The 24,565-nt window shown below is 40.0% G+C and carries 22 protein-coding genes; 13 read left to right on the forward strand and 9 right to left on the reverse strand.

Annotation, left to right across the window (positions count from 1 at the left end):
- Window positions 1-211 precede the first annotated feature (211 nt).
- Complete coding sequence (locus NSMS1_RS22800; RefSeq protein WP_067771044.1) at window positions 212-934, reverse strand: response regulator transcription factor; 723 nt, start codon at window positions 932-934, stop codon at window positions 212-214.
- 496 nt (window positions 935-1,430) lie between these two features.
- Between NSMS1_RS22800 and NSMS1_RS22805 the strand changes: the two genes are divergently transcribed.
- The 4 genes from NSMS1_RS22805 (at window position 1,431) to sugE (ending at window position 6,034) form a co-directional block, all read left to right on the forward strand.
- Complete coding sequence (locus NSMS1_RS22805) at window positions 1,431-2,321, forward strand: PAS domain-containing sensor histidine kinase (protein WP_224087003.1); 891 nt, start codon at window positions 1,431-1,433, stop codon at window positions 2,319-2,321.
- A gap of 532 nt (window positions 2,322-2,853) precedes the next feature.
- Window positions 2,854-4,188, forward strand: coding sequence for a hybrid sensor histidine kinase/response regulator (locus NSMS1_RS22810; protein ID WP_224087004.1), 1,335 nt, complete (start codon window positions 2,854-2,856; stop codon window positions 4,186-4,188).
- Window positions 4,189-4,210: 22 nt separating this feature from the next.
- Window positions 4,211-5,320 (forward strand): hybrid sensor histidine kinase/response regulator, encoded by a 1,110-nt coding sequence (locus NSMS1_RS22815; protein ID WP_224087005.1) that lies wholly within the window; start codon window positions 4,211-4,213, stop codon window positions 5,318-5,320.
- Between the two features lie 393 nt (window positions 5,321-5,713).
- On the forward strand, window positions 5,714-6,034 hold the full coding sequence (sugE, locus tag NSMS1_RS22820) for a quaternary ammonium compound efflux SMR transporter SugE (protein WP_224087006.1): 321 nt from the start codon (window positions 5,714-5,716) through the stop codon (window positions 6,032-6,034).
- 106 nt (window positions 6,035-6,140) lie between these two features.
- Here the strand turns inward: sugE and NSMS1_RS22825 are convergent, their stop codons facing one another.
- Together NSMS1_RS22825 and NSMS1_RS22830 are read right to left on the reverse strand one after the other, a co-directional pair.
- On the reverse strand, window positions 6,141-6,416 hold the full coding sequence (locus NSMS1_RS22825) for a DUF5132 domain-containing protein (protein ID WP_224087007.1): 276 nt from the start codon (window positions 6,414-6,416) through the stop codon (window positions 6,141-6,143).
- A gap of 159 nt (window positions 6,417-6,575) precedes the next feature.
- A complete protein-coding gene (locus NSMS1_RS22830) occupies window positions 6,576-8,105 on the reverse strand; it encodes an ABC transporter permease subunit (RefSeq protein ID WP_224087008.1) in 1,530 nt (509 codons plus the stop codon).
- A gap of 125 nt (window positions 8,106-8,230) precedes the next feature.
- Here NSMS1_RS22830 and NSMS1_RS22835 point away from each other — a divergent pair, with 125 nt between their 5' ends.
- Window positions 8,231-8,734 carry a hypothetical protein gene (locus tag NSMS1_RS22835; protein WP_224087009.1) on the forward strand — a complete coding sequence of 168 codons (504 nt, stop codon included), beginning with the start codon at window positions 8,231-8,233 and terminating at the stop codon, window positions 8,732-8,734.
- On the opposite strand, the gene NSMS1_RS22840 is transcribed toward NSMS1_RS22835, so the two are convergent.
- Window positions 8,731-8,931, reverse strand: coding sequence for a hypothetical protein (locus NSMS1_RS22840; protein WP_224087010.1), 201 nt, complete (start codon window positions 8,929-8,931; stop codon window positions 8,731-8,733). The two genes, NSMS1_RS22835 and NSMS1_RS22840, sit on opposite strands and share 4 nt — an antisense overlap.
- A 178-nt stretch (window positions 8,932-9,109) precedes the next feature.
- The gene (gene lipB, locus NSMS1_RS22845) at window positions 9,110-9,775 is read right to left on the reverse strand and encodes a lipoyl(octanoyl) transferase LipB (protein WP_224087011.1); all 666 of its coding nucleotides are present in this window, start codon (window positions 9,773-9,775) and stop codon (window positions 9,110-9,112) included.
- A gap of 599 nt (window positions 9,776-10,374) precedes the next feature.
- On the opposite strand from lipB, the gene hpf reads away from it, so the two are divergent.
- The gene (hpf, locus tag NSMS1_RS22850) at window positions 10,375-11,028 is read left to right on the forward strand and encodes a ribosome hibernation-promoting factor, HPF/YfiA family (RefSeq protein WP_224087012.1); all 654 of its coding nucleotides are present in this window, start codon (window positions 10,375-10,377) and stop codon (window positions 11,026-11,028) included.
- A gap of 76 nt (window positions 11,029-11,104) precedes the next feature.
- Here hpf and NSMS1_RS22855 read toward each other — a convergent pair whose 3' ends face one another.
- A complete protein-coding gene (locus tag NSMS1_RS22855) occupies window positions 11,105-11,566 on the reverse strand; it encodes a peroxiredoxin (RefSeq protein WP_224087013.1) in 462 nt (153 codons plus the stop codon).
- A gap of 199 nt (window positions 11,567-11,765) precedes the next feature.
- Entirely contained in the window at window positions 11,766-13,031 is a 1,266-nt protein-coding gene (locus NSMS1_RS22860) for a hypothetical protein (protein WP_224087014.1), read from the reverse strand.
- Between the two features lie 216 nt (window positions 13,032-13,247).
- On the opposite strand from NSMS1_RS22860, the gene NSMS1_RS22865 reads away from it, so the two are divergent.
- Window positions 13,248-13,727, forward strand: a complete 480-nt coding sequence (locus NSMS1_RS22865) for a hypothetical protein (RefSeq protein ID WP_224087016.1) — start codon at window positions 13,248-13,250, stop codon at window positions 13,725-13,727.
- A gap of 100 nt (window positions 13,728-13,827) precedes the next feature.
- Here the strand turns inward: NSMS1_RS22865 and NSMS1_RS22870 are convergent, their stop codons facing one another.
- Entirely contained in the window at window positions 13,828-14,208 is a 381-nt protein-coding gene (locus NSMS1_RS22870) for an S-layer homology domain-containing protein (RefSeq protein WP_224087017.1), read from the reverse strand.
- Between the two features lie 507 nt (window positions 14,209-14,715).
- Between NSMS1_RS22870 and NSMS1_RS22875 the strand changes: the two genes are divergently transcribed.
- From NSMS1_RS22875 to NSMS1_RS22885, 3 genes are all read left to right on the forward strand, one after another.
- Window positions 14,716-15,348, forward strand: coding sequence for a PEP-CTERM sorting domain-containing protein (locus NSMS1_RS22875; protein WP_224087018.1), 633 nt, complete (start codon window positions 14,716-14,718; stop codon window positions 15,346-15,348).
- A 159-nt stretch (window positions 15,349-15,507) separates the two neighbouring features.
- The gene (locus NSMS1_RS22880; RefSeq protein ID WP_224087019.1) at window positions 15,508-17,556 is read left to right on the forward strand and encodes a phospholipase C; all 2,049 of its coding nucleotides are present in this window, start codon (window positions 15,508-15,510) and stop codon (window positions 17,554-17,556) included.
- A 79-nt stretch (window positions 17,557-17,635) separates the two neighbouring features.
- Complete coding sequence (locus tag NSMS1_RS22885; RefSeq protein WP_224087020.1) at window positions 17,636-18,613, forward strand: hypothetical protein; 978 nt, start codon at window positions 17,636-17,638, stop codon at window positions 18,611-18,613.
- A 227-nt stretch (window positions 18,614-18,840) separates the two neighbouring features.
- Here NSMS1_RS22885 and NSMS1_RS22890 read toward each other — a convergent pair whose 3' ends face one another.
- Window positions 18,841-19,032, reverse strand: a complete 192-nt coding sequence (locus tag NSMS1_RS22890) for a hypothetical protein (RefSeq protein WP_224087021.1) — start codon at window positions 19,030-19,032, stop codon at window positions 18,841-18,843.
- A 70-nt stretch (window positions 19,033-19,102) separates the two neighbouring features.
- On the opposite strand from NSMS1_RS22890, the gene NSMS1_RS22895 reads away from it, so the two are divergent.
- From NSMS1_RS22895 to NSMS1_RS22905, 3 genes are all read left to right on the forward strand, one after another.
- Window positions 19,103-22,273, forward strand: coding sequence for a DEAD/DEAH box helicase (locus NSMS1_RS22895; protein ID WP_224087022.1), 3,171 nt, complete (start codon window positions 19,103-19,105; stop codon window positions 22,271-22,273).
- Between the two features lie 5 nt (window positions 22,274-22,278).
- A complete protein-coding gene (locus NSMS1_RS22900; protein ID WP_224087023.1) occupies window positions 22,279-23,118 on the forward strand; it encodes an SWIM zinc finger family protein in 840 nt (279 codons plus the stop codon).
- Between the two features lie 422 nt (window positions 23,119-23,540).
- On the forward strand, window positions 23,541-24,545 hold the full coding sequence (locus NSMS1_RS22905; RefSeq protein WP_224087024.1) for a methyltransferase: 1,005 nt from the start codon (window positions 23,541-23,543) through the stop codon (window positions 24,543-24,545).
- The last annotated feature ends 20 nt before the right edge of the window (window positions 24,546-24,565 follow it).

The raw sequence follows: 24,565 nt of genomic DNA on the forward strand, positions 1-24,565 counted from the left end.
TGCAACCCCATACAACCGTGATTACAAGGATAAGATACTTACGGACTGATATATCGCAAATTATGGTTTTTCTTTACCACATACCCAAATCCCCGGTTTCTTGAAGAAATCGGGGTTCTTCACTCAACTGAAGGTCTTGGGTAATACCAATTCTTCAAAATTTTGTAGAACTTAGCCTAGCCGTAGGCTATGAATAGATTTTGAATTGATACTATGCTACTAATCCAGAACGCAAAGCACGCACAGCAGCTTGGGTACGGTCATCAGCGCAGAGTTTATTGAGAATATTCCGAACGTGGGTTTTGACTGTACCAACGGTAATGTAGAGTTTTTCGGCAATTTGCCCGTTACTACAACCTGCAACAATCAACTCTAGGATTTCTAACTCCCGTTGGGTGAGGGGGTATGTTTCCAGAACTTGTTCGTATTCTGAAGGTAGGGCTTCAATTTTGACGGTTTTTGGTTTATCGGATGATTGATTTTCGCCGGGGATGCCTTGACGCATCTTCTGTAATACTACATTAGCGATCGCCGGATCAATCCAGGAGTTACCGCCGAAGGTGGCTTGAATTGCTTCTGTGAGTCTGCTAATGCTGGTTTCCTTCATGTAGTAGGAGTCAGCACCAGCCGCAAAAGCAGCCAGTACAGCATCTTCGGTATGATCCATTGTCAGGATGAGAATTTTGGTGTGGGTTTGCCCACTCTCTGTTTGATAGCGTCTAAACTTGCGAGTGAGTTCAATTCCATCCATATCGGGTAAGCCAATATCTACCACTGCTACGTCTGGCTTCGCCGTTTCCAAAAGTTTCAACCCTTGAGTAGCGTTAGCAGCCTCACCAATTACCTTGATCCCGGTGTTAGCCTGCAACGCAGCTCTTAGCCCCATTCTAGTCAAATCATGATCTTCAATTAAAATAATGCTTATTTCGCTCATCTTTACACTCGCTCTTCTTTAATTGCTTCTTGCCGAAATAGGATTTTTTGACTCTTCGATGATTTTCCCAAACCAAAGATAGATGATATCTTGTTGTGCCTGCATCCACCGATAGAAATAATAAATCAATATTTTTTGGGTTTAGATAGAGATGAAAATACAACTGTAGATATATCGCTATTTTAGAGGAAAATATAAAATACTGGGACAAACTCGCGTTATTGATTGTTTTGTAATTCTTACTTAGGAGGTAAATTTCTAATTTGATTCATCCGTTACTTAAGACATAGAAGTAGTTTAACATATATTAATTTTAATAAAAATTAGTATTTTAAAGGTAGATTTTTTTAATTAAACATTTTGCCCAAGCTGATGCCCAGAATCAGATAGTAACGAATGTATTTTTCAAAAATCAGATTATCAGAAAATTTATAGCCGATTTTACTGGTTATAAGCTTAATAGTAGGATTTTTAGTAGTTTCATTAGAGGTCTTGTGTGGTATCAGCAACATATGAAATACTTTCTAAAAGCGATCGCCGCTCTGCGGTACTAGCTCAAAAGGCTCCTGTGGGTATATTTCGTACGTCAGAACCATGTAACTACCTTTATGTCAACGAGCGTTGGTGTGAAATTTCTGGAATTTCTCTAAAACAGTCTTTGGGTAAAGGTTGGCGAGTCGCTGTTCATCCAGAGGATTTACCTCTCATTGAGGCACAAGTCCAAAAAACTCTATCCAATAAAAAATCATTTAAAACGGAATTTAGCTGGCAAAATCCCCAAGGGAAAATCTCAAAATCAGTAGTAGATACTAGCGATGTCTTCGACGAGCTTCGCTTACGCAAACAAGCAGAAATTACACTGCAACAACGCGCAAAAGAACTTACCCGCGTTAATAATACCATCCAGGCAAAAACTACCACCCTCTTACACCAACGTAATCAAGAATTATACCAGTTTGCTTACGTAGCCTCCCACGAGTTGAAAGCACCTTTACGAGCGATCGCGTTCCGCTCACCGTTGGCGATCGCTAATTTGTCAGAATGGTTATGGGAATATTCCCGTATTGGTCGCATCCACACAGAATTAAGCGTAGTGAATGTAGATTACTTACTCCCACAAGTTATCGACTCGCTGCAACCACCGCCAAATTTTCAGATGGAAATCCAGCCGGGGATACCTACGTTTGTCACAAAGAAAGCGGATCACAATGAGATTTTTGTGATCTTCCCAACTCTCGAAGCACGCAATCGCAAAGAAAATACTGGTATAAGACTGGCGATCGTGAAAAAGATTGTAGAAACAGAAGGAGGTGCAATTACTTTCAAGCCAGTTTCAGGGACAGGAAGTAGATTGCGCTTTACTTGGTTAAAGCGATCTCTGGAATAAATCGCCTCAAGCTTATGGTACACAATCATTTTATTCAACTCCCACCTATGGGTGAGGACTTGTGTGAAGAAGCTCTTTTACAATTGGGATGAAGCTTAATTAAGTATTTTATTTTACTTATCAAAAGCTTAGTCCGCTCAGGCAGACAGCAATTGTAGTTTACTAATTAATAATTTATGAACAACAGTTCATTGATTATCTAATATTTAGTAAAAAATGTATTTTAAATACAAAAAATGTTAGGGACAATGATTAACATACTATTAGTCGAGGGTGATGAAGTTGATATAATCAATCTCAATGATGGTAGCGCTCAATCAGTATTAAACATTATGTAAAATGCCTTAATTTAACTAATACTCAGTTTGGCACAATAAAAGTTATGTAAGTTAGGAGATTGATAAACAGGCACGATTATATTAGGTATAATCATTAATTTAACTCTTATTTAAAAACTCAAATTCTTAGTTACATAATTTGAAACCAGAAATGTTAAAAATTACCCTGCATTTTGCAGCGAAGATAAAAACCGATGGACGAGAAGCTGAAGATTTTGGTTGTAGACGATGATGAAGTAGAACGCATGGCTATACGTCGTGCCTTAGATAATTCTGGGGTACGGATGGAACTTTCAGAAGTAAATAATGGACATAGTGCTATTTCTGCTTTACGAAATAATAAATTTGATTGTGCTTTTATCGATTATCGTCTACCAGATCAAGACACTTTAACCTTAATTAAAACACTATATTCCTTAAATATTAAAATTCCTTTAGTCGTGTTAACTTCTCAAGGCGATGAACAAGTTGCTGTGGAGTTAATGAAAGTTGGTGCAGTAGATTATCTCTCTAAATCTAGAGTTTCTGCGGAAACTTTAGCTCAGGTTCTACGCCATGCAATTCGTGTTCATCGTGCGGAAATGCAGGCAGCTATTGCCTATCAACAGTTAAGAGAAAGTCACGAACAATTAATCCGCAAAAATCAGGAATTAGAAAGGCAAAGGCAACAGATACAAATTCAAAATTTGAAGTTATTAGAAGCATCACGGCTGAAATCTCAGTTTCTTGCCACCATGTCTCATGAGTTGCGAACCCCAATGAATGCGATTATTGGTTTTTCGCAAATATTACTACGTCCTAAGTTTGGTAGCCTCACAGGTCAGCAAACTGACATGGTAGAAAGAATCCTAAATAATGGCAAGCATTTATTGATGCTAGTTAATGAAGTTCTCGATTTCTCTCGATTGGAAGAGGGACAATTAGAACTCAAGCCAGAGTTAGTAGATTTAGCCAAAATAATTAATACCGTTGTTGGTGAAATGAGTTCTCTAGCAGAAGCAAAAAAGCTGTCTTTGATTATAAATTTTAACTTACAAAATCCATTGATAGTCAATGATCCCAGCAGAATTAAGCAAATTTTAATAAATTTATTATCTAATGCTATTAAGTTCACAGAATCTGGTAGTATTTGGGTTGAGGCTAAAGACTTGCCAGGTAATCGAGTGGCGATCGCAGTCAAAGATACGGGTATTGGTATAGCATCTAAAGATTTTAAACATATCTTTGAAGCTTTCCGGCAAGTTGATCAAAGCATCACTCGTAAATATCCGGGTACAGGTTTAGGGTTAGCCATCATTGAGTCACTTGTACAAATGATGAATGGCAAAATTTTTTTAGAAAGTGAATTAGGAGTAGGTTCAATATTTACAATCGAATTACCAAAACAAATATCATCATCAAACTCATCTGTACCAAAATCATCCGTACAGATGGAAAATCAGCAAATGATTAATTCGACTCAAAGATTACACCAATCTCCGCCTAAATCCAACCAATCCTCAAACAAGTATCAGAAGCTCAAACGATAATTCACTATTAATTAAATTTATTATGTCTGTTGTGGAAAACGCTAAAATTGATCGGATTCTGGCTGTAGATGATACTAGAGATAATCTCATTTTGGTGCAAACAATCTTAGAAAGCGAAGGTTATGAGATTGATTTAGTTAGTGATGGTATTTCAGCCTTACATAAAGTAGAAGAGTCTCTACCAGATTTAATTTTATTAGATGTCATGATGCCGGGAATGGACGGTTATGAAGTAACACGCCGCATCCGTAATAACCCAGCAATTAATTATATTCCTATTTTGTTAATTACAGCCTTCCACGAATCGAGTGTAGTGGAAGGTTTAGATGCAGGTGCAGACGACTTTATCCGCAAACCATTTGATACAGATGAACTACTAGCGAGAGTGCGATCGCTCCTCCGCCTCAAGCACAGCTTAGACGAACAACGCAAGATGGCCAGGCAAAGGGAAGACTTTGTTTCCCGCCTGACTCACGACTTACGCACACCCTTAGTTGCAGCCGATAGGATGTTGGACTTATTCCAACAAGAAGCCTTTTGCAAAATTTCCCCAGAAATGAAACAGGCGATTTCTGTAATGATTCGCAGCAATCAGAACTTAATGCAAATGGTTAACACCTTGCTAGAAGTTTATCGCTTTGAAGCAGGGAAGAAAACATTAAACTATGAAGCCTGTAACTTAAAGCAAATAGCTCAAGAAGTAGTGAGTGAACTCACAGCTTTAACAGATGAAAAAGGCATAACCCTTAAACTAGATACTAATAATATAGATAATTTAGGAGACAAAGCTGGTGTAGTTATGGGTGATGCCCTAGAACTACGTCGGGTGATATATAACTTAGTAGCCAATGCGATCAAATTTACCGACACTGGCGGTATTGAAATTCGCTTTTTTGAACCTAATCCCCATTGGCTCATCATAGAAATTCAAGATACAGGTTATGGTATCGCACCCGAAGACCAAGTAAGCATTTTTGAGCGCTTCCGTCAGGGGAGAAATAAACGTTCAGGTAGTGGCTTAGGACTGCATTTATCCAGCCGTATCGTTGAAGCTCACGAAGGTACAATTAGTCTAACTTCTGAAGTAGGTAAAGGTAGTATATTCACAGTTAAATTACCAAAGAATACTTAATACTGTTTGACTATTGACTGGGTGAGAGCCTTTGATGAACGCACCGTTTACCTTAACAAAACAATAGACGAAGTACAAGAACAACTGCTTGAGGAACAGCCTACAGAAGCATAAATATAATATCAATTCAAATTTTGAATTTGCTGAATAGATGTAGGAATTTTTAGACAAATTTTATTATATTTATTCAGCAATTATTTTTAGTAGGGTGGGCAATTCTCACCCTACGTATATTTTAAAAATATAGTATGAATCTTATGTTATGTAATATCAAGTATTAAGATAATTTATAGTAAGCGATCGCCTCTAATTTTCACGCATATTTCTAAATCTGGAAATCAAAAATTATTAGTAAATATTGTCAATTTTTACAAAATATCAGGAGAATAAAAAATGGCGTGGGTATACCTATTGATCGCCGGATTATTAGAAATTGCATGGGCAATTGGGCTGAAATATTCACAAGGTTTTACTAAGCTCGCTTTTGGTATTCCTACAGTTATTGGTATGATATTGAGCTTTGTCTTTTTATCAATAGCACTACGTACACTACCAATAGGTACAGCTTATGCTGTTTGGACTGGGATAGGAGCAATGGGTACGGCTTTGTTAGGAGTAATTCTATTTGGGGAGCCTGCTTCTATGAAACGTTTTATTTGTATTGGGTTGATTTTGGCTGGTGTGTTGGGACTCAGGTTGGGAGCAACCCATTAATTTTGTCAGTACGGTGAAACTAAATCACTGCCGTAAAAAGAATACAACATAATATGTAGTAAAGGCGTACAAATATACGCCCTTACGGTTAATGAATGTGTTTAATTTAAGTATCAGCAGGTTCAGCCGATTTCATCCTTTCTTCACCAACTTCAGCTTTCGCCTCAGCGATGATATCTTCCCAATTTTCTCGCAATTCTCCGATAGTTCCTTTGTTATTTTCATAAAAAGCAATTCCACTTTTAACAATTGCTTTAGCTATTGGTCTACCAACACCACTTATTACTGGCAATAAAACTGGTATCAGAATTATCCCTACAATACCTGTGACTCCTAGCCCTTCTGCTAAATCTCCCAAGTCTGGTAAAATTTTTAATGACATAGTGCTTTCTCATCCTATGTATGACTTAATCTTAATTTAACTCTTTTGTTCAACATACACATACAAACATCACGCAATATAATGTTACTTTTTTTAACGTGTGTGCTGTTAATCGATTAATTAAGTGTAAGAGGACAATACAAACCTTTTGAGTTTTTTTCAATGATGATTTTGATTTTTAACTTTTGCCTGCGGAATTTTCTGATCAGGATTCATCCAAACTTCTAAACGACTAAAAAATTGAGAGGCTAAAAGTGTCAAACATAAGTAAAGTATGGCAACAGTAGCGTAAATTTCAAAGGCACGGTAGTTTTCTGCGACAATCAATTGCCCTTTACGAAATAATTCTTCAAACCCAATAATAGCAACTAAGCTTGTATCTTTTAACAAACTAATAAACTCATTACCTAATGGTGGTAACATTCGCCGGAAGGCTTGGGGAAAAATCACCAAACGCATGGTTAGTAAAGGACTCAAACCCAGTGATTTGGCCGCTTCTGTCTGTCCTATTTCAATAGATTGAATCCCGGCGCGGACAGTTTCAGCAATGTAAGCGGCTACATTTAGACTTAGAGCAATTACTGCTGCAACAAAACGATCAAAGTTAAATGTAAAGCCGAGTTCTTGAGCCAGTGCTGGTAAGCCAAAATAAATCATAAAAATTTGCACTATCAAAGGCGTTCCCCGGAAAAAATCTACATAAGCTCTAGCTAACCAACGTCCAGGAATCAAGCGAGAAAGGCGGAGCAGGGCTGTTATAGTACCAATTATTAAACCGAACACCGCAGAGAAAATTGTTAGTTCTATAGTAACTAATACACCTTGTAATAATATTGGGAGGAATGGCAAAATGAAGTTAGTTGAATTAGATTCACTAGAATTAGTTTGATTATCGTATGGTGATTTTGCTGGTAATGAAGATGGTGGCTCTGCTTTAAACCATTTTTGATAAATTTGCGAATAGGAACCATTTGCCAAAATACGATTCAAACCATCGTTAATTAGTTGTAAATTGGGTGAATTTTTGGCTGTGGCAATACCATAATATTCTTCTGTAAGTAATTTTTCGACAACTTTAATTCCTTGTAGATTACCTGTATTAATGGCGTACAAAGTTACAGGTGCATCATTAATGACTGCATCTACATTACCGTTGGCTAGTTCTTGCAAAGCTAGGGGTGCAGAATCAAAAGAGCGAATTTGCGCTCCGGGAATAGCTTTAGCTTTTTCTGCGCCAGTTGTGCCAATTTGAACGGCGATTTTCTTATTTTTGAGGCTGTCAAAACCTATAATATTTTGGTTGTCTGAGCGAATAGCGATCGCTAATCCCGCTTTAAAATAGGGACGGGAAAAAGATACTGTTTTTGAGCGTTCGGCGGTGATGGTGATAGAACTAATCGCCGCATCTACGGTTTTGCTTTGTAAAGCTGGGATAATCCCATCAAAAGGTATACTTTGAAAATCAACTTTAAAACTAGCAGCATGAGCGATCGCATTCATTAAGTCAATAGAAAAACCCTGTAAACCACCACCCTGTCCTGTAAACTCAAAAGGTGGAAAAGCTGGTTCTGTTGCTACTCGCAGAGTTTTACTCTGATTTAAACTACCACTACAAGCTGTAAGTAACAAACAACTTAAGCCAATTACCACACACCAGCGTAGCCAACTTCCAAAAACCCATTTAGTCATCTCATCTTCCCCTTGTAATTACAATTAACTTTAAAGGTTAACTGTTGACTGCTGACAGTTGACTATCATTAGTTGAATATGTAACAGGTTATAACAATGGGAATAGTTAATTTTCTTAATGGGATATGTCAGTTAACAGACATTGGTGTTGGGAATTTGAGTCATCAGGATATGGCCCTGATTGGTTCTGTAACATAGAAATTACACCGGAAAGCGTAGCGCACCTTGAGGCTTTAATTACTCAACTATCGCTACCATTCTTTACACCTATGCCTATTTATGAAAAGTATTGCTACCGTCACCAAAAGTTATGCAGCTATCATATATTTGTTAATGAATCTAATACTGACCTTTTTAGGGCCAATTTAGCAGTCACAGACATGGTAAATATCTGGATTTACCACTTGATAGAAATTCATAATGAAACTATCACAATTGAATGTGGATATGGAGGCTATCCACAAAGCGAGTACCACACTATTGAAACATCTTTTTTACTTGATTTGTGTGACAATCCCAATATAGCGATCGCTCAATGGCATTTATACGCTGGTGGTATGGGTTACGACAGCGTTACAGTCACAGAAGGTAAAACTTCTGCGGAACTCAAACAACACATAACAGGTTAAAGATACTCGCGCAAGAAATCAAAGGGATCATCTTCCCAGCAAGGTTCGGGTATCATTAAACGTAAATTGCTGTCGATGTCCGCTTCGAGTTCATCAACATCTTCTCTGTCAAACAATTCCATTAAAGCTTTCCAGTCTCGTTCTTTGAGAGAAGTAAATACTGGCGCGTATATCTGTGGATTGATCGGATAATTCACAGGCTAATTTAAGTTAACGAATGCAGACAATGGGTTTGAGACTGGCAAACATTCCTATTTTAGCCTGAACTCAAAAATTCTCAAATGTGCAGTTGTCATTAGTCATTAGTCCATAGTCATTAGTCATTAGTCAAGCAAGGTGTACATTAGGCTAATGACAACTGACAACTGTCAACTGTCAACTGTCAACTGTCAACACGCCAAACACCTCTGCAAAGGCTTGGATGACATGAACTCGCACTTCTTGAGTGGTGATGTTTGGTATCCATTGGGCTAAACTACCTACTGGCTTATCGGCAATACCACAGGGGACAATTCGCTCGAACCCTGTCATGTCGGGACAGACATTTAAAGCGAACCCGTGCATAGTTACCCAACGGCTAACTTTAATGCCGATCGCTGCAACTTTTCGTCCTTCTAACCACACTCCAGTTAAAGGTGGTGTGCGATCGCCTTTTAACCCATAAACTGCAAGTACCCGAATTATAACTTCTTCTAATTGCCGCAAGTACCAATGTAAATCTTTGCAATGGCGATGCAGATTTAAAATCGGATACCCTACCAATTGGCCAGGACAGTGATAAGTAACTTCACCGCCGCGTTCGATTCTATGTATCTCAAATTCACTTTGGTTAGGGTCAAATTTCAGAAAGTCCAAACTGCTGCCTTGGCCTAAAGTATAGACCGGAGGATGTTCCAATAAGATAAGTACATCATTTAGATTAGGGTTATCGATGCGTTCACGCAAGAGCGATCGCTGCAATGCGTGCGCCTCTATGTATGGCATCAATCCTTTGTTATATACCAAACAACTATTCACCGGGGATTCATTACTACGGATCATGCCAAAAATCAACTGGGTTAACAACTAAAATATATTTCAACTAACAAATTTAAGAGAAAAAATTGTCAAGCTTTGCAAAGGATTTTAAAGGAACATAAAGGGAACCAGCCATAAGAAATACAAAGTGCTAGTTTGAATATATAACCACATCAGGTGTTGGGAGGACTTCTCTACAATAAGCATCACGCCAAGTTCAGGGGAACAGATACACTGGCTGATGAATCTAAAATGAGTTATTTGCATCTACGGAACTTGTGTAATTCTTTAATGATGAGCAACACCTTTTTTAACAAACGATAAGTAACTGCTAACAGTTATATAAAGTTTGCTCTGATGAAGAAGGAAGTCAAAACAGTTATTGCTCACACTACCTTAATTGAAAAAAATATGCGCTCATTCAATTGTCTAGCGAACAGTTGAGAGCAACGTAAATTAGGTAGAACTATCACAAGCAGGATGTAAAAAGCTTAAAGAAAACAAGCTAGCAGTACATAAAAAAAGTTCAAAAGATGGTGTTGGTGCAATAAATATAACTTACCGCAATCTCTTTTCATACATAAACAACATCAAATATTGTGCTATTGAGCGGGAGAGTTTACATGAAGCTTGTCATCCACGGCAAAAATATAGAAATTACCGATGCGATTCGAGAATATGTGCATCAAAAAATTGAAAAGGCAGTTAGTCACTTTCAGAACATCACAAACGAAGTGGATGTCCATTTAAGCGTAGCTCGCAATCCCCGAATTAACCCCAGACAAGCGGCGGAAGTCACCATCTTTGCAAATGGTAGCGTAATCCGCGCGGAGGAGAGCAGCGAAAATTTATACGCAAGTATTGACCTAGTAGCAGACAAGATTTCCCGACAATTACGTAAATACAAAGAAAGAAGAATAGATAAGAAAACTCAAGCCCAACCAACTACCGACGTTGTTGTACCAGAACCAGTAGTTGCAGATTTAATAGGCGATCGCACTCCCGAACTCCCTCAAGAAGTCGTCCGCACCAAATACTTTTCCATGCCCCCAATGACAGTTGCCGAAGCCCTAGAGCAATTACAATTAGTGGGGCATGATTTTTATATGTTCCACAACGCCGAAACAGGAGAGATTAACGTTATTTACGAACGCAACCACGGCGGCTACGGTGTGATTCAACCCCGCAATAACAACGGACACACCAATGGTCATACAAACGGCAAAAACGGCAAAACTCATCATGTCGTGATGCCAGAAAAATCTCATAGTAAGTAAGGAACTGGGGATGAGGAAGATGAGGAAGCAGTTATTCTTTGTCTTCCCCACTCCCTACTCCCCACTCCCCACTCCCTTAGTTAACCGTCAACTGTTGCAGAGTCTTCAACGCTTCCTCCACATGTCCTTGGAAGTTGAACATTGAATCAAAAACGTACTGCACAACTCCTTGTTGGTCAATGACGTAAGTCACCCGACCAGGAAACAAACCAAATGCGGCTGTTGCACCGTAGAGTTTGCGTACTTGGTCGCCTTTGTCGCTCAACAGTGTAAAAGGTAAATTGTATTTAGTAGCGAATCGCTGATGAGATTCGTTAGAGTCACCACTGACACCAATAATCTCAGCACCAGCCGTCTGAAAAACTTCATAGCGATCGCGGAAAGCACAAGATTCTGCTGTACATCCTGGTGTATCATCTTTGGGATAAAAGTACAGCACCACAGCTTTTTTGCCACGAAAATCACTCAGGCTCACCGATGAGCCATTTTGTGCGGGTAAGGTAAAATCAGGCGCAGTGTCTCCAACTTTTACTGGCATATAAAATTAAAAAATTATACATTTCTTTATATTCTATAGTTATTAGTCATTAGTCATTGGTCATTAGTCAAAAGCATTCTCCCTCATCTCCCGGTTGGTGAGCGTAGCCGTTCTCTACGTTCGCGGAGCGTGTCGTAGACAGAGGCTGCGCCAACGCGGAGCGTCTCGCAGAGAACCACATCTCCCCACTCCCCACTCCCTACTCCCCACTCCCCAACTTTCTCTCAACTTCTTGGTCGAGTAGGTCATTTTCAGTGGAATAGATTAAATCTTCATTGCTGATGACTTTTTCTTGAGCAAATTGGCTGGCGTAGAGGATTTTTTGATGTAATGCTGCATCGGGACTTGCAAGTATTCTGGCGCGATTTAGGCGATCGCGGTTACGTGCAGCAATTTTTCTATTGCGCCATTTAATCCAAAGGTGACGTATTAGAGGAACGCCTAAAAAACCGATTCCATAAGCCAATAATACCCAGTAAATCCCTTGCACAAAAGCGACAAAGCTACCAGCTCTTGCCACAACTGTACCATCTGCCAACAAACCACCCAATATCACAGCACCAACTAGATTTACCACACCTAAACCAGCACTGAGCATAACTTGCCCAGAACTAGCAGCACTAAAACGCCAAGGAAATTCTTCTAAATAAACTGAGGCTGGTTGCAGTTGTTTTTTGCTGGCTCTTACCTGCAACTCTGGGAAGTAATAGACAATTTGTCCTTCAGGACTAACGCTTGGTTGCCCGTTGAATCGCAACAACACAGGCAACATATAATCTTCGTATTCTTGCTGATAAACTTCACCTATATCATTCAGGTATGGGGCAATTTGTTCTGCTACCACTGCACCACGGTTACTCCGAATCACAGTAGCGATTTCCTGCCAACGGCGTTCTTCTAAATTGGCGTTAGGGTTGCCATCACCAAATAAGAAAGAAAATATAGCTTCAAAGAAATTCATCTCGCTGCTATCATGCCTACTACGGCGACGTTGTGGCGCAGAATAACCATAGTTGGGGCTGAAGTACCAAAATAAATCAGGGAAGTAGAAAAATCCCCAACTACCACTAGAATTACTGCTGCGATCGTTATTGTTATTACTTGAGTTCATCGCCGTGATGATGAGGATGATAGCAATAGTAATCAAAGCGATAGAAGCGATGAGATAAATTCCAAAGGAAATGCGAATCAGGTAAAACAGAATCCCCCATATCTTCTGCCACCGTGCTTGCAATCGCAATTTTAAGTATTTATTTCGTAAAATATCTCGAAAATTTCGTGGAAACAGATAAACTACATCACCGGTTTCTGCCACCTGCAAATGTCCACCCGCATCACTGGCTAGAGCTAACAACCCTTGCCCAGCCTCCGCTAAATTCAATCCAGACTGAGTTGCCACATCACCAACGGTAACGCGATACCCCAGTTTTTCTACAGCCTGCATAATAGTGGGGTTGGGAGTCATTGCTCTACCCTCCTGTTGAAGTTTGTCGCCTTTACTTCAGTATAAAGTTAGGAATTTGTTAGTTGTCGGTTGTCATTAGTCATTAGTCAACAGTCCATAGTCCATCATTATTTCCACATCTCCCCCCTCTCCCTCATCTCCCACATCTCCCCTCTCTTCCCAATCCCCAGCCCCTTTAATGTTAAAATATCTCCATTAGGAGTGGTTAATCAGCATATGGTTCAGTACACACTAGCTCAAAGCCCGGAGATTATTCTTACCGTTCCTGGGAAAGATTCAGCTAAAGCTCGTGATAAAGCAATGGATCAGTTGGTTGAACTGATTGATGCTGGTAAGCTACCTACAGAACTTGAAGAAGGGTTTGGCCCTCAACAATTAATTGAAGTGAAAGAGCCATCGGCTGATGCTGTTAGTGGTGAAGATGCCATCACCCAAGCTGTCCAAGTTCTCAGCAATCTTGCTACCCTCAAGTTAAAGGTACAGGAATCACGCACTGAAGCTTTAGAAATTCGTCAAGCTGTTGATATTCTGTTTTCTGATGACTCCGTAACGGAAGAAGAAATTACTCGCCTCAAGGAAGGCTTTAAAGTTCTGAAAAATTTTGCTCAAGCAAATCTCCGCTACCAAGAAGCACGGGCTAAAGCCGAACAGGCTAGGCAAGTGTTAGATCAAGCTTTAAAATCACCAGAAAAGTAATATGCTGTCGAGTAAATCGCATAAGTAAAATGCAATAGTGAGGGTGCTTTTGGTGTTGAGATAGCAACCAAACACCCATGATTGCATAATGCAATTGACATTATTTTGTAGTTCTTTGGTTATCAACTCGCTCGTTGAGTTCTCTAAGTTGTTGGTTTAATTGTCTTTGTCGATTGAGCAAAATTTCTAAATCTTCTTTGGTGGCTAAATCTGCCCTGTTAGCAGGAATAACTTGATTTACCTGATTTAAGCAGCTATTCAAACCAGCCGCAAACTCATAACGTGTAACTGGACGTGAACCCCTATATGTATCATTACCATATCCAGATAGGCAACCTACTTGGGGAACAGTGTTGTTACGCCCGTTGCTTGGTGTTTGTGACAAAGTTTTAGATGGAGAGAAAACAATTGTTGTCAGTGCCAAAGTACTCGTAACGGTGACAGACCCAGCCAATTCAGCAATTGATGACATCCTAAACATTGGTCGTAGCTACCAACTATTTACTTCTTTACCTTAACAAAGGAATCCAATTCATCACCTTGTATTATACAGACGTATCTTTTAAGTCTGTGCCAGTAACTTATCGGATTTATTCTGCACCGTAGAGACTTTGCCTGCAACGTCTCTACATCATTTAATTGGCGCAATTTTATAGAAATTAGCATAAGAAAACTTAATATTGCTGAGAAACGTAAAAGATGGCATTGCATTCTTTATCTATGAATAACTACTGCAAGCAAATTCCTTTGTTTCTTGATCATCCTTAAGTCAGATTTCTTCCAAGAATTCTTTAAGTTAACCAAAACATAACCTTTTCTAAATATTGCACAACTACTTTTGGTATCAGCATCCATCTGATCAGAATTTAAGCATTTTGTAACCTGATTTTGTCAATCCTAACCATAGTTATATATTCACTGACGCTATTGTCAATGTGTGAGCAGCGTATTCAATAAACTATGGAAATAACTTATAAAGAGCAAACTCATGCTGAGTGCAACACATTTGAAGAGGCAATTGCAAGCAACTGCCACCGCAGCAATTAGTATCGCCATGCTTGCATTTATTAGCCAAGATACGGCCCAAGCTGTTAATTTGAAGACATTTAATATTTCGGGTAATTTTGCACCTACTGCTGCTGAAGGTTCACTCGGTTTACCAGTAAGTTTAGAAAATGGTTCTTTTAATGGAACCTATACAGTAGATGTAGATCAACTACCTGCTCCTAATTCTTTTGTGAATTTGACAAGCTGGAATGTAAATTTATTCGGTAAAAATGGGCTTTTGCGCAGCTTGTCCAACAATTTAACGAGTAGTTCAGCCTACATTCAAGAGAACACGCTTGCTTTTTCAGACGCAGGTTTATTGACAGGAGAAAACCAAAATTTATACAGTTTGGAACTGTACTTTAACAATAATTTCACAGGTAGAGGCATTACTAATAACGGAATTTTTCTAGATAACAGTGACCTTAGCGGTGTCCAAAGTTTTGGTAGTAATGCTGTTACTTTTGCTAGCAGTCAGCCTATTCCCGAACCTCGAACTTTTGGCGAAATGATAGTGGCTGTCAGTATTGGTGTGTGGATCAGCAGAAGACGAAAAAAAGTCATAGCTCCATAGTTTTGTTTGTACTCAAAATTATTCCGCCTGACTAAATAAAAAAACAAGAAAGCATAGTGTAACTAAAATACTAAGTCCCTCACTAAAACGCTAATGGAAATATGAACTTTTCCGTATGGCGCATATTAACTAAGTTAGAAATCCCCAAGGAGATGTGCTTTGAGACAACCTGTTAGATTTTTTGTGGCTTTAGCACTCCTGCTGCTACCGTCTCCTATCTTCACGACCCTGTTACTCGATTTGGCGATCGCCGATCAACCAAACTCAACAGTAACAAATCAGCCAGATGCCACACCGGATGTAGCAAGCTATTTAAACAACCCTGCTCAAGAACCCAAATTACCACCAAAAATACTCACACGGTTGCTTCAGCAACGAATCAAGTATGTTTTCGTGATTTTCAACGAAAATCACTCGTTTGATAACGAATATGGCACTCTACCCGGTGTAAATGGACTTTATTCAGACGGACAAAAGCCTCGTAGTCCAGAAAATACGCCAGGTTTCATCCAAAGTTATACGGATGTTAATGGTATGACCATCCAGGTTAAGCCATTTCGGATTGGCGCACAGCAGAACGCCAGCGTTGTTGACAGTGTTGATCACTCACATACAGGATTAGCTACCAAGCTCAACGTTGTCAACGGCAAGCCACAGATGGATAAGTTTTCCTACGATGAGTACAAACGCTTTGCGTCTAAGGGCGGAGCGGGTAACATCGCTAAAGGCAAGCAGTATGCACAACTTGTCATGTCGCATATTGACTGTGACACCATTCCCTTCTTCTGGAAATGGGCTAGTCGCTTTACTGTTTTTGATAATATCTTTGCTACAGAAGATACACCATCTACGCCCAATGCTGTGGCAATGCTCGCTGGGCAGGCGGGTGAAACTCAGTGGGTGAAGAACGGTTCTAGCGGCCAGTTCTACACAGTAGGTACTCATTCGGGAACAACTCAGGGAGTACCGTTAGTAAACGACCCACAACCTTTCTATGGCTCGCAGTTCGACACAACAACACAGAACAAACAGCCAGCAGGCACAAACGAGAGTTACGCCGATAGTAATATTGCTTCTAACCTCACCTTTGCAAGCTTGCCCCTCACATTCCAAGGACGTAACATCGAGTCGGTCTTAGCGGGAAACAAAAATCCGTTATTCGATTTGCCTGATATACAGCAAGATATTCGCTATATCCAGCAACTTCGGACTGAGCCTGTTAATTGGCGTTGGTATCAAGAAGGCTACAATCTCGAACCAACAGATACCAATGGCGTAGCCTCCCACAATGCCTACGTCAGCCATCATAACGGCGCACAATATTTTGGCTACATTGCCAATACGCCAGAGGTGAGCAAAAGCCTACGGGGGCTAAATGACTTTTTCACAGACGTAGCTAATGATACCCTGCCTAAAGGTGGCGTATTTTATATTCGTGGTGGCTATACCAATCAACAAAAACTCAAACCAGTAATCACTAACCCCAACACACCTGCGGATGAAATCGCTGCAATTAATGCGGCAAAGTCAGGCGACGACGACCACCCAGGCTATACTGATCGTCAACTTAGTGAAGCAATGGCAGCTAGAGTAATTAATGCGATCGCCTCGAATCCAAAACTCTGGCAGCAGAGTGCAATCATCATCACTTACGACGAATCGGATGGTTTCTACGACCATGTGCCACCCCGCATTTTATCCTATGGCCCTGATGGACTGCCACTTGCACGGGGTATTCGCGTACCGCTTATCCTCATCTCACCCTATGCCAGAACACATGCCGTCTCCCATGTAGAGGGCGATCATAACGCAGTCATCGAGACAATTAACACTATTTTTGGATTGCCTCCACTCGCCAGCTTACCTGATGAAGCTCAGGCATTAGCAGCTGGTAATTCTGAAAAATTTAACCAGTTCGCACCACCAGGATTTCAGCAGCAATACCTCGGCCCAAGAGATATCAACTCGCCAATTACCGAAAGTCTGCTGTCTGGTTTCGATCCTAGACGTTTACTAGGCATCTCTCCCCCATTGCCAGCATCCTTTGCTAAGATTCCTGAAAGTGTTGTCAACACCTTACCCCATTACGGTGGTAATGGCTGTAGTGCGATCGGCATCACTCCAGAAGACCAGCGTCAGGGAATAGTCAACGAAGTCCCTCCAGGCTTTAACCCTCTGCCAAGCACTTATCCAGCAGCTAACCAATAAAGCTATCACAGTTATCAGAGGATGTTCACTGTTCACTGATAACTGTTCACTGACTGACCAAATTTTTATTAGATAATTTATGCGCTTGTTATTGGTATTACTAACCATTCTTGGTGTTTGTTGTTCAATTCCTGCTGCTGAGGCAGGTTCTGTGATTAAACGTGTCAAATCGCGTAATGTAGTTCGTTGCGGTAGTATTGAGCGTATGGGCTTGGCAAGTGAAGTTAAGCCGGGTGTGTGGAGTGGTCTGAATGTAGACATTTGCCGAGCGATCGCCGCAGCCGTTGTGGGTTCTCCTGACCGGATTGAATATCATCTCTACGAGACACCAAAGAATTTTGACTCTGTACGCAACCAGCAGGATGATGTCTACTTCTTGACAGGCTCAGAAATTAATACACAAAACTTAGCTGGCTCCATAGTACCAGGGCCTACTGTTTTCTTAGAATCAGATGCGGTGATGGTCGCCTCAAACTCGGCGGCGCACCATGTTAGTGACCTTACCGAAGACAGCATTTGTTTTATGATCGGCAGTTCCGTTGAGCGTAGCCTGACGGCTTACTTTGATGCAATACACAAAAATTGGCTACGTCGAGCTTTTTCTGAGGAAGGAGAAATGTCCGACACATATAATGTGCAGAATTGTCATGCGATCGCTGGTGAGATTACCACCCTTGCACAGATGCGCCTCGACTCAGGAATAAATCGCTTGTCCAGTCGGATCTTACCTGAATCTTTGACCACCTTTCCTGTAATAGCCGCAACGCCAACCGAGGATGCACAATGGTCAGCGATCGTTGCTTGGACAGTAACTACTTTAATCAACGCAGATAGACCTCAAACCCAATGGTATGCAGGTGGAGCCGAGGCAATGCCCATCTTAGCACCCCAATTGGGTCTTGATCCAAATTGGCAAAACCGTATTCTTGCATCTACAGGTAACTACAGCAAAATCTTTGAGCGTAATCTTGGTAGAGGTTCTGTTCTCAAACTCGACCATAGAATAAATGCAAATTATATTAATGGAGGGCTTTTTCTAGCCCCATTTTTAGAGTAGTTTTACGTCCAATATTGAGTTTAGTTCAAATTAACAGGCAACATGAACTGTCTGTGGTAGGGGGTTGCTTCTATTTATGAGACGCTTACACGAACGCAGAGCGTCTCGTAGAGAACGTAGAGGAGGAAGTTAAGTGTTAGTAAAGCTAAATCTCCCACTGTACAGGCGCAATTAGATTCTTTATACAAATCTATAAATCATATTCAATAAATTATACTTGATTTTAATTACTTTCCTTGCCAAGGGGAGCCACTGCGTTGCGGAGCCAGTTGCGTGGGCGGGTTTCCCGACTTGAGCAAACTGGCGTGGGGTTCCCCCCGTTGTAGCAAGTGGCGTGAGGGTGCGCGATAGCGCGGGTGGGTGGGGTGTATTTCATGTGCTTGGGAATTGCTATAGCAATAGAGTAAAGTAATCAACAAACGTCACCTTTTTTTGGAAATGCCATCTCTGGCACTCTTGTTTCAAAAATAGGACTCAACGGAGGTTCTGATGAAAGTCCTTCATGGCTCGTGGATACCAAACCAATATAGTAGTGATTTTGTGCAGTCTGGAGCATTTTATCTGTGGGTAGAAACTCCGATTAATAACAAAAAGCGTACTCATACACAAGTTCATCCAGGACATCTATCTTCTCTGGAATTGAGCAATTTTTTGATTCAGACTTTGGGGATTAAAGAAACCGAAGTGCAATTAAAACAACGCATAGTTCCTAAATATTTTGCCCTACCAACTGCTAATAATCAGCCATTACCATCACCAGAGTTAGTCAAGTATTTAGAAATAGAAGTTCCTGAAGAGTATGAAGATTTTCAATATTGGCAGATAACTTGTTATGAAACTGTTACTTGGGTGAAAGCAGCGACAGCAATTAATATTATTAAACTACTCAAAGATATTCATTTTTTAGCCCTGTACAATCCTAGTGAATTTCAATTAGGGTCAGATTTATTATTTTGGTATCATTATACGCAAGCATTTAGACAAATAATTACTAAGGATCAATATATTCCGTCTTTAAAATATAGAGCGATCGCAGCGACTACAAAGAAAAAACCTAAACAAGCACCCCCAGAATTTGAAATATATGCTGGTTGGGAAATAATTTCCGAGCAGTATGAAGCCAATATTCAAAAATATCTTGAATATATGCCATTGATTTGTGTGGCAGGCAACAGCACACAGACTGAGAAATTAGAATTTTTTGCTCCAGAAACTTTATTACGCCACTTCAGCGAATACCTTCTCAATAATTTAGTGAGTAAGACACCATTTACCGCAGCATTTGACAAACAAATTGATGATTCTTTAATTCACTATTGTCTTTATCCTCAAAAACACAACCCACTCAAAACTCATACTGCTCTCCAAGAGTATCAGCAATGGTTGGCATGGAAAAATAGAATTATCCGTACCCAAGCTGAATCACCATTTCATCTTTGCTTCCAATTACATTCACCTGATGCTGAACAAATTGACAATTGGCAGATGCAATTTTTAGTATCAAGTAAAAAAGATCCCTCTTTAAAGTTAGCTTTGGCAGATTACTGGACGATGAATCCCAAAACCAAAGCTGGGGTACATAAAGAATTTGGCAAAGATTTCGATACTAATTTACTGCTGAATTTAGGCTATGCAGCAAGAATGTATCCCAAACTTTGGCAAGGTTTGGAAACGGACTCCCCCACAGGAATGCAGCTAAGTTTAAATGAGGCGTTTGATTTTCTTAAAGATAGTGCTTGGGTGTTGGAAGACTCAGGATTTAAAGTCATTGTCCCGGCTTGGTATACCCCGGCTGGTCGTCGCCGTGCAAAAATTCGCCTCAAAGCTTCTAGTGGTCGCAAGGTAGCTGCTACGGTAGGGGAAAGCAAAAGTTATTTCGGTTTAGATTCACTGGTACAGTATCAGTATGAATTGGCAATTGGTGAGCAAACTGTCACCCCCCAAGAATGGGAACAATTGATTAATACTAAAGCGCCACTAGTGCATTTTCGCGGTCAGTGGATGGAATTAGACCGGGATAAAATGCAGCAGTTATTAGAATTTTGGCAGTCCCACGGCGATGAACAGCCCCAAATGAGCTTGTTAGATTTCATGCAGCGCAGCGCCCAAGGGGAAGATGACTGGGAAATTGAATATGATGCAGCTTTATCAGAAATTATGGCAAAGTTACAAGATAAAAGTCAGCTTGAGCCGATTTCTGAAGACTTAAATTTACAAGGCAACCTGCGAGAATATCAAAAGCGGGGTGTGGCTTGGCTGCAATATTTAGAAAAATTGGGATTAAATGGCTGTTTAGCCGATGATATGGGACTGGGTAAGTCTGTGCAGGTAATTGCGAGATTAGTACAGGAGAAAGATAACCAAAATTCCCCATTACCAACATTATTAATTGCGCCGACTTCGGTTGTTGGTAACTGGCAAAGAGAAATTGCTAAGTTTGCACCCCATTTAAAAACTATGGTGCATCATGGTAGCGATCGCCTGCAAGATGCTGCGGAGTTTAAGGCAGCCTGTCAAGAGCATGATGTGGTGATAAGTTCGTTTACTTTGGCGCGCTTAGATGAAAAACTCCTGAATAGTGTAACATGGCAACGGTTAGTTTTAGATGAAGCACAAAACATTAAAAATCCCAAAGCAGCGCAGACTAAAGCTATACTCAAACTCAGTGCTAAACACCGTCTAGCTTTAACGGGAACACCAGTTGAGAACCGCTTACTTGATTTGTGGTCAATTTTTAATTTTCTCAATCCTGGTTATTTAGGGAAAGAAGCACAGTTTCGCAAATCTTTTGAAATTCCCATTCAAAAAGATAACGACAAAGTTAAATCAACTACCTTAAAGAAACTGGTTGAACCGTTAATTTTACGGCGGGTAAAAACAGACCAGTCGATTATTAAAGACCTACCAGATAAAGTTGAACAAAAACTTTATACCAACCTCACCAAAGAACAGGCTTCGTTATATGAAGTGGTTGTGAGAGACGTGGAAGAGAAATTACAAGAACTTGAGGGAATAAAACGCAAAGGTTTAATTCTCTCAACGCTGATGAAATTGAAACAGATTTGCAATCATCCCAGACAGTTCCTCCAAGATAATAGCGGATTTTTACCAGAGCGATCGCACAAACTTTCCCGCTTAGTCGAAATGGTAGATGAAGCCATTTCGGAAGGTGAAAGTCTGCTGATTTTTAGTCAATTTACAGAAGCATGTGAACAAATAGAAAAATATCTCAAACAAAACCTTCATTGTAATACTTATTATCTACATGGGGGTACAAGTCGCCAACGTCGGGAACAAATGATTAGTGACTTTCAAAATCCTGATACAGAAGCATCTGTATTTGTTCTTTCCCTAAAAGCTGGCGGTGTGGGGATTACTTTAACTAAAGCCAATCACGTCTTTCATTTTGACCGTTGGTGGAATCCAGCCGTTGAAGACCAAGCCACAGACCGCGCTTTTCGCATAGGTCAGAAAAAGAATGTGTTTGTGTATAAATTTGTCGCCCTTGGAACTTTAGAAGAAAGAATTGATCAAATGATTGAAGATAAGAAAAAACTTTCTTCCTCTGTAGTTGGCAGTGATGAATCGTGGCTGACAGAATTAGATAACGAAGCCTTTAAGAAACTAATTGCCTTGAATAAAAGCACAATTATGGAGTAGTTCTTATGAATAAGTTTAGCAGAACATGGTGGGGCGATCGCTTTATCAAAGCACTAGAAGATTTTACCGATGATGGCCGCTTACAACGAGGACGCTCCTATGCTCGTGGTGGTAAAGTTAAAAGCTTTGATATTGATAAAAACATCATCACAGCTAAAGTTAGAGGTTCAGTGAATCCTTACTTTGGAGTTTATAAAGAACCCACATATAATATAGTCATTGAAATTACCCCTATTGCCAAAAATCTTTGGCATGAAGCGATCAAAAATATTTCTGCCAAAGCTAGTATTGTTTCAAGGTTATTATTAAACGAAGTTCCTGAAAATATTGAAGAAACTTTCTCTCAAATGGGGTTACACTTATTACCCCATAGTAGTAGAGACTTTAAGACTAAATGTTCTTGTCCAGATTATGCTAACCCTTGTAAGCACATAGCTGGAGTTTATTATTTAGTAGCTTCCCAACTTGATAGCAATCCCTTTTTGCTATTTGAATTAAGGGGGCTGACCAAAGTAGAATTGCAAGCTAAACTAGCTGATTCACCTTTAGGTAAAGCACTATCCACAGTTTTAGATGAACAAAAATTGGCTGTCGAACCGAGTCAATCTTTTTACACAAGTCCTGAAAAACAAACTGTTAGTGTCAAACCACACTTAAGAGAGTTTTGGTTAGGTGCAAAACGTTTACCATCTACTATTGAAGTCGCTAATGATAGTGGAGTTTCAGCAATTTTGGTTAAAAAGGAAGGTGACTTTCCTGCATTCTGGCACAAAGATAATTCCTTTATAGAAACAATGGAAGAACTTTATCAACGAGTTAAAACTAAAAATCAAAACCTAATATAAATCACATACACGAAACTCCGAATGTAGAAATAACAATGAGTGATTTGCTAAGTTTCTGGGCATTGTCCAATATGGCGATCGCCATCATCATGCTGCAATAGAAACAGTGAAATTGCCGCAGTTAGTAAACCTCAGTGATTAACAAGACCTAAAGCCTCGAACATAAAATCCCCAGTAATATGACAAAAGCTTGTAGCCTAGTTGGCTGTCTGTGGCAAGTAGCGAGGTAGCTGTGGAAGGGATGAGGGAAAATACAGATGATAATAAGATTTATAAAAATTAGGAGCGTGAAATGGCGCTACATCTATTCTCCTACTTAATCATTGGAAATCCGAAAGCTATCATAATGGCGAGTGCTAAGAATAATAGCTATTTGTTTGGTAGGCAATCAAAAATTATATTTGCTCATTGAGAAAATTTATATGTCAATACCTTCACCTGGACTATTCTTAAATACAGTTAACGCTTACCAACGCAGTGCAGCGATTAAAGCCGCAGTGGAGTTGAATATTTTTACGGCAATTGGTCAAGGAATTGAATCTAGTCAATCACTAGCACAAAAATGCCAAACCTCAGAGCGAGGAATGCGAATATTATGTGATTACTTGGTAATTATGGGTTTTATGACCAAGGAAGCTCAAGGTTATGGGCTTACACCAGATTCAGCGATGTTCTTAGATCGGCAGAGTAAATTTTACATGGGTGATGTGGTGGAGTTTTTACTCTCTCCAATGATCATGGATAGCTTTAGTGATCTCAACGCGGCGGTGATTAAAGGAGGAACGGCTGTATCCTCACAAGGAACTCTATCACCAGAACATCCTGTGTGGGTGCAATTTGCAAAAGCGATGTCACCGATGATGGCACACCCAGCACAATTAATTGCTCAGTTGGTAAATGAAAATCAAACACAGACACTTAAAGTATTAGATATTTCCGCAAGTCATGGGTTGTTTGGGATTGCGATCGCTCAACATAACCCTAATGCCGAAATTTATGGTCTTGATTGGGCTTCTGTTTTAGAAGTTGCTCAGGAGAACGCGAAGATAAAAGGTATAGCCTCACGCTACCATACAATTACTGGTAGCGCGTTTGAAGTAGATTACGGCAGCGATTACGATCTGGTTTTACTACCTAACTTTTTACATCATTTCGATGTGATGACATGTGAAAAATTACTGAAAAAAATTAAGACGGCGCTGGCTACTGATGGAAAAGTCATAGTTTTTGATTTTATTCCTAATGCTGACCGTATTACGCCGCCTGATGCAGCTGCTTTCAGTCTAGTAATGTTAGCAACCACGCCTAGCGGTGATGCTTATACGTTTGCAGAGTATGAGAGTATGTTTAGCAATACTGGTTTCGGTCATTGCCAACTTCATCCGCTTTTACCTACTGAGCAGAAAGTTATAGTTGCATACCAATAAATAACTAGAATCAGCGATAG

Origin of the sequence: Nostoc sp. MS1, from assembly GCF_019976755.1 — a bacterium.
Lineage (GTDB): Bacteria > Cyanobacteriota > Cyanobacteriia > Cyanobacteriales > Nostocaceae > Trichormus.